At 74.0% G+C, this 7,840-nt stretch carries 6 protein-coding genes and 1 rRNA gene; 1 reads left to right on the forward strand and 6 read right to left on the reverse strand.

Features of this window, described 5'->3' with window-relative positions:
• Positions 1 to 10 precede the first annotated feature (10 nt).
• The 4 genes from IG64_RS26270 to IG64_RS26285 form a co-directional block, all read right to left on the reverse strand.
• A complete protein-coding gene (locus IG64_RS26270; RefSeq protein ID WP_037860660.1) occupies positions 11 to 859 on the reverse strand; it encodes an ABC transporter ATP-binding protein in 849 nt (282 codons plus the stop codon).
• Positions 856 to 1,974 (reverse strand): iron chelate uptake ABC transporter family permease subunit, encoded by a 1,119-nt coding sequence (locus IG64_RS26275; RefSeq protein ID WP_037860662.1) that lies wholly within the window; start codon positions 1,972 to 1,974, stop codon positions 856 to 858. Before IG64_RS26275 ends, IG64_RS26270 begins: the two co-directional genes overlap by 4 nt.
• Positions 1,971 to 3,014, reverse strand: coding sequence for a FecCD family ABC transporter permease (locus IG64_RS26280; protein WP_037860665.1), 1,044 nt, complete (start codon positions 3,012 to 3,014; stop codon positions 1,971 to 1,973). Before IG64_RS26280 ends, IG64_RS26275 begins: the two co-directional genes overlap by 4 nt.
• 65 nt (positions 3,015 to 3,079) lie before the next feature.
• On the reverse strand, positions 3,080 to 4,108 hold the full coding sequence (locus tag IG64_RS26285; protein WP_037860667.1) for an HAD hydrolase-like protein: 1,029 nt from the start codon (positions 4,106 to 4,108) through the stop codon (positions 3,080 to 3,082).
• Between the two features lie 73 nt (positions 4,109 to 4,181).
• On the opposite strand from IG64_RS26285, the gene IG64_RS26290 reads away from it, so the two are divergent.
• Positions 4,182 to 5,477: a DUF1015 domain-containing protein gene (locus IG64_RS26290; RefSeq protein WP_037860669.1), complete on the forward strand. Its 1,296-nt coding sequence runs from the start codon at positions 4,182 to 4,184 to the stop codon at positions 5,475 to 5,477.
• 75 nt (positions 5,478 to 5,552) lie between these two features.
• Here the strand turns inward: IG64_RS26290 and IG64_RS41685 are convergent, their stop codons facing one another.
• The gene (locus tag IG64_RS41685; RefSeq protein WP_037860686.1) at positions 5,553 to 6,365 is read right to left on the reverse strand and encodes a tetratricopeptide repeat protein; all 813 of its coding nucleotides are present in this window, start codon (positions 6,363 to 6,365) and stop codon (positions 5,553 to 5,555) included.
• A 1,379-nt stretch (positions 6,366 to 7,744) separates the two neighbouring features.
• A 5S ribosomal RNA gene (gene rrf / locus IG64_RS37695) occupies positions 7,745 to 7,840 on the reverse strand; the annotation flags it as partial.

Here is a 7,840-nt window from a genome sequence, read left to right on the forward strand (position 1 = left end):
CCCCGGGCCCCTACCGGGCCGTGACGCGCGCGCGTGCCTTGCGTGCCGCCGGCACCACCAGCGGCGTGCCCGTCTCGGGATCGTCGATGACCTGGCAGCGCAGCCCGAAGACCTCCTCCACCAGCTCGGCGGTGACGATCTCGCTCGGCGCGCCCTGCGCGATGACCTCCCCGCCGCGCAGGGCGACGAGGTGGGTGGCGTAACGGGCCGCGTGGTTCAGGTCGTGCAGCACGGCGACCAGGGTGCGCCCCTGCTCCTCGTGCAGGTCGGCGCAGAGGTCGAGGACGTCGATCTGGTGCTGGATGTCCAGGTACGTCGTCGGCTCGTCCAGCAGCAGCAGCGGTGTCTGCTGGGCGAGGGCCATGGCGATCCACACGCGCTGGCGCTGACCGCCCGACAGCTCGTCGACGTAGCGTTCGGCGAGCGCGCTGACGCCGGTCCGCTCCATGGACTCCTGGACCACCCGCTCGTCCTCGGCGGACCACTGCCGCAGGATGCCCTGGTGCGGGTAGCGGCCGCGGCCCACCAGGTCGCCGACGGTGATGCCGTCGGGCGCGATCGAGGACTGCGGCAGCAGGCCGAGGGTCCGGGCGACCTGCTTGGCGGGCATCGACTGGATGACCTGACCGTCCAGCAGCACCCGGCCGTGGCTGGGCTTGAGCATCCTCGACAGGGCGCGCAGCAGCGTGGACTTGCCGCAGGCGTTGGGACCGACGATCACGGTGAAGGAGTTGTCGGGGATCTCCACCGACAACTGCTCGGCGATGACCCGCTGGTCGTAGGCCAGGGTGACGTTGTCGGCGGACAGGCGGCTCACGGTGCTCCTCGGGTCGTTCACGGTGGTGCTTCGGATGCTCATATCCGGCCCTTCCTGCGCTCGGTGACCAGCAGCCACAGCAGGTAGGCCCCGCCGAGGACGCCGGTGACCACGCCCACGGGCAGCTGGTCGGCGCCGAAGGCCCGCTGCGAGGCCCAGTCGGCGGTGACCAGCAGGGCGGCGCCCATGCACAGCGACGGAACCAGGTTCGGGCCGGGTGAGCGGGTCAGGCGGCGGGCGAGCTGCGGTGCGGTCAGCGCCACGAAGGCGACGGGACCGGCGGCGGCGGTCGCGGCGGCGGTGAGCAGCACGGCCGAGCCCATCAGCAGCAGCCGTACGCGTTCGACGCGCACCCCCAGGGCGTAGGAGACGTCGTCGCCCATCTCCAGCATCCGCAGCCCGCGGGCGTTGGCGAGGACGAGCGGGAGCAGGACGGCGCACAGGACGAGCAGCGGCCACACCTGGGCCCAGTCGCGGCCGTTGAGCGAGCCGGTCAGCCAGTTCACCGCGCGGGCCGCGTCCACGAAGTCGGCCTTGGTGATGAGGTAGCCGTTGACGGCGGTGGCGACGGCGTTGACACCGATGCCGACCAGGACGAGCCGGTAGCCGTGGACGCCCTGCTTCCAGGCGAGGAGGTAGATGGCGAGCCCGGTCGCCAGGCCGCCGACGAGCGCGCCGAGGGTGACGGCGGTCGCGTTGCCCGACAGCAGCACGATCACGACGAGCGCACCGGCCGTCGATCCCTGGGAGAGGCCGAGCACGTCCGGACTGCCGAGCGGGTTGCGGGCGACCGACTGGAAGAGCGCACCGCCCAGACCGAGGCAGGCGCCGACCAGCAGAGCGACCAGCACGCGGGGCAGCCGCAGTTCGCGGACGATGAACTCCTGGCCGCGGTTGCCCTGTCCGGCCAGCGTCTTGAGCACATCGGAGGCGGGGATCGGGAAGTCGCCGGTGCCGATCAGCGCGACGCTCGCGGCGAGGGCGGCGAGCACCAGCAGGACGACCACGGCCAGCGCCCGCGTCTCCAGGCGGAAGGAGAACCCGCCCGGGGTACGGACGGCGCGGGGGCCGCGGGTGCCACCGGGAGTGCCGGTGGTGCCGGGGGTCCGTGGGCCGCCGGGGGCGCGCCCGGAACCGGCGGTGGGGGTGGTCTTCACAGCTGGGCCGTCCTCCGCCGCCGGACGAGCAGGATGAACACCGGGCCGCCGATGAGCGCGGTGACGACCCCGACCTGGACCTCGCCGGGCCGGGCGACGATCCGGCCGATCACGTCGGAGCCGAGCAGCAGCACGGGCGACAGGACCGTGGAGTAGGGCAGGATCCAGCGCAGGTCGGGTCCGGTGAAGGAACGCACCACGTGCGGGACCATGAGCCCCACGAAGACGATCGGCCCGCAGGCGGCCGTCGCCGCCCCGCACAGCACGGTCGCGGCGAGCATGGCCAGTGCCCGGGTGCGGTTGAGGTGGGCGCCCAGGGCGCGTGCGGTGTCGTCGCCCATCGACATCGCGTTGAGCGGCCGGGCGAGGAGCAGCGCGAGGACGGTGCCCACGACGCAGAACGGCAGCACCTGGACGATGGTCTCGTTCGTGGCGGAGGCCAGGGAGCCCACGGTCCAGAAACGCATCCGGCCCAGCGCCGCGTCGTCTGTGATCATCACGGCCTGGACGTAGCCGTAGAGCGCGGCGCCGATCGCGGTGCCGGCCAGTGCGAGCCGTACGGGCGTGGCGCCCCGGCTGCCGCCGAGGAACCACACCAGCGCGCCCACGGCGGCGGCGCCGAGGAAGGCGAACCACACGTAGCCGCGCAGGCTGGTCACGCCGAGGAAGGTGATCGCGGTGACCACGGCCGCCGACGCCCCCGCGTTGATGCCGAGGATCCCCGGATCGGCCAGCGGGTTGCGGGTCAGCGCCTGCAGCACGGCTCCGGCCAGGCCGAGCGCCGCCCCGGCGAGCAGACCGAGGACGGTGCGGGAGAGCCGCTCGCCGACCACGACGTCGCCGTAGCTGCCCGAGTCCTGGAAGAGGCCGTGCCAGACCTGGGCCAGGGACAGCTCCTTCGCGCCGATCGCGATGCTCGCCAGGGCGACGAGCAGCAGGACCGCGGCGGACAGGAGCAGTCCGGCGGCGCGCGCGCCGCGCCGGGCCGGGGGCGCCGCGGCTGCTGCCGCGCGCTGTTCGGGAGGACTGTCGACCAACACGCAGTTAGGTTAGCCTACCCTCGCCTGACGTTCGACAGTGCGTCACCGTCCCGCCGCTGGACGCCTCACAGCCCCAGCTTCGCCAGCGCCTTCCCGCCGTCCAGCGCGCACCCGCTCTCGCCGCCCGCCGTCCACGCCGCCGCGCACAGCGCGCGCAGCCCGTCCATCGGCTGCCCGTCACCGCTCAGCGCCAGCGCGTCGCCGCCCGCCGTCGCCGTCCACCCGCCGCACCGGAAACCGTCACCCTCCCGGGTGATTTCCGGCTGCCCGGTGAGCAGGCCCCGCAGATCGGCGTCCACGTACGTCGGCCGGTGCTCGGGCGGTGCGGCCAGCAGCCGCGGCCCGTCGGTCACCCCGGTCAGCACGAGCAGCGAGTCCACCCCGCCGTTGAACGCGCCCTCGATGTCCGTGTCCAGCCGGTCCCCGACCACCAGGGGCCGCCGCGCCCCGGTACGCAGGATGGTCTCGCGGTGCATGGGCGGCAGCGGCTTGCCCGCCACCTGCGGCTCCGCACCCGTCGCGATCCGGACGACCTCCACGGCCGCACCGTTGCCCGGGGCGATCCCCCGGGCGCTCGGGATCGTCAGATCCGTGTTGGAGGCGAACCAGGGCACCCCGCGGTGAAGGGCGTAGCAGGCCTCCGCGAACCGGCCCCACGGCATGTCGGGACCGCCGTACCCCTGGGCCACGGCCACCGGGGCGTCCTCGGCCGACTCCACCGGCTCCAGGCCGCGCTCGCGCAGCGCCACCCGCAGCCCCTCACCACCGATCACCAGCACTCGCGCCCCGGGCGGCACCTGATCGGCGATCAGCCGGGCCACCGCCTGCGCGGAGGTGACGACGTCCGACGCCTCCGCCCGTATCCCCAGGTCGGTGAGGTGCCCGGCCACCGCGTCCGGGGTGCGCAGGGCGTTGTTGGTGACGTACGCCAGCCGCATGCCGCCCGCACGGGCGGCGGCGAGCGAGTCGACGGCGTGCGCGATCGCGTCGCCTCCCGCGTACACCACCCCGTCCAGGTCGAGCAGGGCCGTGTCGTACGCCTCGCTCAGGGGCCGCCCACTGCCCTCGGGCTCCGTCCTGACGCCCTGGCTCATTCCGCATCGCTCCTCGTGGTACCGGTTTTCCCTCGATCATCCCCCATGCCACTGACACACGTACGATGCCGGGATGAACACAGCAGGTCACTCGCCGGCAACTCCGCGCCGCGGCCTCGACCTCACCCCGTTCCGAGGCCTCCGCTACGACCCCGACCGGGTCGGCAGTCTGGCCGCGGTGACGTCCCCCCCGTACGACGTCGTCGTCCGCCCCGACGGCCTGCACCACCTCCAGTCCGCCGACCCCCACAACATCGTCCGCCTGATCCTGCCCCAGGCCGGCACGCCCACCGCCCGCAACGACCAGGCGGCCGACACCCTGCGCCGCTGGCTCGCGGAGGGCGTCCTGACCGCCGACCCGGAGCCGGGCCTGTACGTGTACGAGCAGCGGGACGGCGACGGCATGCTGCAACGCGGCCTGATCGGCGCGCTGCGGGTGTCGGACCCGGCCGAGGGCGTGGTGCTGCCGCACGAGGACGTGATGCCGCACGTCGTCGCCGACCGCGCCGCGCTGATGCGCGCGACCAGCGCCAACCTCGAACCGCTGCTGCTCACCTACCGCGGGAACGGCTCGACGGCCGCGACGACCGTGGTCGTCGAACGCGCCGCCGAACAGCCGCCGCTGCTGTGCACGACCACCGAGGACGGCTTCAGCCACCGCCTGTGGGCCGTCACCGACCCCGCCGACCTGGCCGGGATCCGGGAGGACCTGTCCCAGCACCAGGCCCTGATCGCCGACGGCCACCACCGCTGGGCGACCTACCGGCGCCTGCGCGCCGAGCACCCCTCCCCCAGCGCGTGGGACTACGGTCTCGTCCTCCTCGTCGACACCGCCCGCTACCCCCTGCGGGTCCGCGCCATCCACCGGCTGCTGCACGGGTTCCCGGTCGCGGACGCGCTGTCGGCGCTGGACGGCCTGTTCCGGGTACGCCGCCTGGAGGGTCTGCGGCTGCCCGACGCACTGGAGACCCTGGCGGACGCCGCCTGTGCGGGCAACGCCTTCCTGCTGGCCGGCGACGGCTCCTTCCACCTCGTGGACCGCCCCGACCCCGGCCTCCTGGCCCGTACGGTCCCCGCCGACCGGCCGGCGGCCTGGCGCACGCTCGACGCGACGGTCCTGCACGCCGCGCTCCTGGAGCACGTCTGGCACATCCCGGAGGACGACCCCACCCGGATCGCCTACATCCACGACACCGCCGCCACCGTGGCCAAGGCGGAGCGCGACGGCGGGACCGCCGTCCTGCTGCACCCGGTGCGCGAGGACGTGGTGCGCGAGCTGGCACGCCAGGGCGTCACGATGCCCCGCAAGTCGACATCGTTCGGGCCGAAGCCGGCGTCCGGACTGGTGCTGCGCGCGCTGGATCTGTGAGACACGGGGATACGACGAGGGGCGGGCCCCGATCGTCTCCGATCGGGGCCCGCCCCTCGTCTCCCGCGACAGGACTCAGTCCTCGTCCTTGTCCTTGCCCTCGTCCTTGCCCTCGTCCGCTGCCGGGGCCTCGGCTTCGCCGGCGGCCTCGTCCTCGGCCGCACCGCTCTCCCGCGAGGCGTCCGCGGACTCGGCGTCCGCACCGCTCTCGTCGAGCGCGTCGGTGAACTCCACACCGTCCAGCTCGGCCAGGCGGTCCGACGCGTCGGTGCTGCCGTCCCGGTCGGCCTCGACGGCCTTGGCGAACCATTCCCGCGCCTCGGCCTCACGTCCGGCGGCGAGCAGCGCGTCGGCGTAGGCGTACCGCAGGCGGGCGGTCCACGGCTGGACGGAGTGGGAGGCAAGCTCGGGGCTCTGCAGCGTCACGATGGCCGCGTCCAGCTGCCCCATGTCGCGCCGGGCACCGGCCGCGACGAGCCGCATCTCCACCTGCCCCGCCTTGTCGAGCTTGTGCACCTCGGGAGCACCGGCCATGTCCAGCGCCTTCTCCGGCCGGCCGAGCCCGCGCTCGCAGTCGGCCATGACGGGCCACAGCTCCACGTTGCCGGTCATCCGGCGGGCGGCGCGGAACTCCGCGAGCGCCTCGCTGTACTTCTGACTGGCGTACGCGGCGAACCCGGCCGCCTCCCGTACGGCGGCTACGCGGGACGCCAGCCGGAGGGCGACCCTGGAGTAGCCGTACGCGGCCTCGGGGTCCTCGTCGATGAGCCGGGCCACCATCACCAGGTTGCGGGCGACGTCCTCGGCGAGCGTCTTGGGCAGGCTCTGGAGTTCCTGCCGTACGTCCTTGTCGATCTCCTCGCCGGTGACCTCCTGCGGGATCGGCAGCCGCTTGATCGGCTCCCGGTCCCGGTCACGCTCGTCGCGGAACCGGCCGCCACCCCGGCGGTCGTCGCGCCGGTCGTCCCTGCGGTCGTCGCGCCGGTCGTCACGGCGGTAGGACGGGCGGTCGCCGTCACGGCGGAAGCCGCCGGGCCGGCCACCACGGTCGCCCCGGTCGTCACGGCGGGGGCCGCCACGACCACCACGGTCGTCACGTCCGCGGAAGCCACCCCGGTCCCCGCGGTCCCCGCGGGTGTCGTCACGGCGGTCGTCCCTGCGGTCGTCGCGCCGGTAGGTGGGGCGGTCGCCGTCACGGCGGAAGCCGCCACGGTCGTCGCGCCGGTCGTCCCTGCGGTCATCGCGCGGGGCGTCACGGCGGTCGTCGCGGCGGTCGTCGCGGCGGTCGTCGCGGCGGTCGTCGCGGCGGTAGGTGGGGCGGTCGCCCTCGCGGCGGAAGCCGCCACGGTCGCCGTCACGACGGTCGTCACGGCGACCGCCGTAACCGCCGCGGTCACCCTCACGCCGGTCGTCCCTGCGGTCGTCTCGACGGTCGTCACGGCGGTAGGTGGGGCGGTCGCCCTCGCGGCGGAAGCCGCCACGGTCGGGACGCTCGGAGCGGTCGTCGCGGCGCCCGTACCCGCCGTACCCGCCACGGTCGTCACGGCGACCGCCGTAACCACCACGGTCGTCGTCACGCCGGCCGTAGCCGCCACGGTCACCGTCACGACGGTCGTCACGGCGACCGCCGTAACCGCCGCGGTCACCCTCACGCCGGTCGTCGCGCCGGTCATCTCGACGGTCGTCACGGCGGCCCTCGCGCGGGGCGTCACGCCGGTCGTCGCGGCGGTAGGTGGGGCGGTCGCCCTCGCGGCGGAAGCCGCCACGGTCGCCGTCACGACGATCGTCACGGCGACCGCCGTAACCACCACGATCGTCGTCACGCCGGCCGTAACCGCCGCGGTCACCCTCACGCCGGTCGTCGCGCCGGTCATCTCGACGGTCGTCACGGCGGAAACCACCACGGTCACCGCGGTCGTTCCGGTCGCTGCGCTCGGGACCACGGCGTTCGTCGCGGCGGCCGCCGTAGCCTCCGCCTCGCTCGTCGTCGCGAGGGCCGTATCCCGCACGGTCGTTGCCGCGGCGCGGGCCGCCGCGGTAGCCGCCTCGGTCACCGCGTTCGCCGCGGTCACCAACGTCCCGGCGGCGCTCATCGCGCTCCGGACGCTCGTCGGGAGAGTTGGTGGACATCGGTGGCTCCTGTCTGCTGTACCGCAAAGTCATTCTCACGCAGCCGGGTACCCGGCGCGCTGCAAGCTGTGTTCGGTGAAAAACGAAAGGACCCCTGATCCCAGCTGAACGCTGGGACCAGGGGTCCTCCAAATATTGTTCGGCGGTGTCCTACTCTCCCACAGGGTCCCCCCTGCAGTACCATCGGCGCTGTAAGGCTTAGCTTCCGGGTTCGGAATGTAACCGGGCGTTTC

The sequence above is a fragment of the Streptomyces sp. NRRL S-340 genome (assembly GCF_000720185.1).
Classification (GTDB): Bacteria; Actinomycetota; Actinomycetes; order Streptomycetales; family Streptomycetaceae; genus Streptomyces.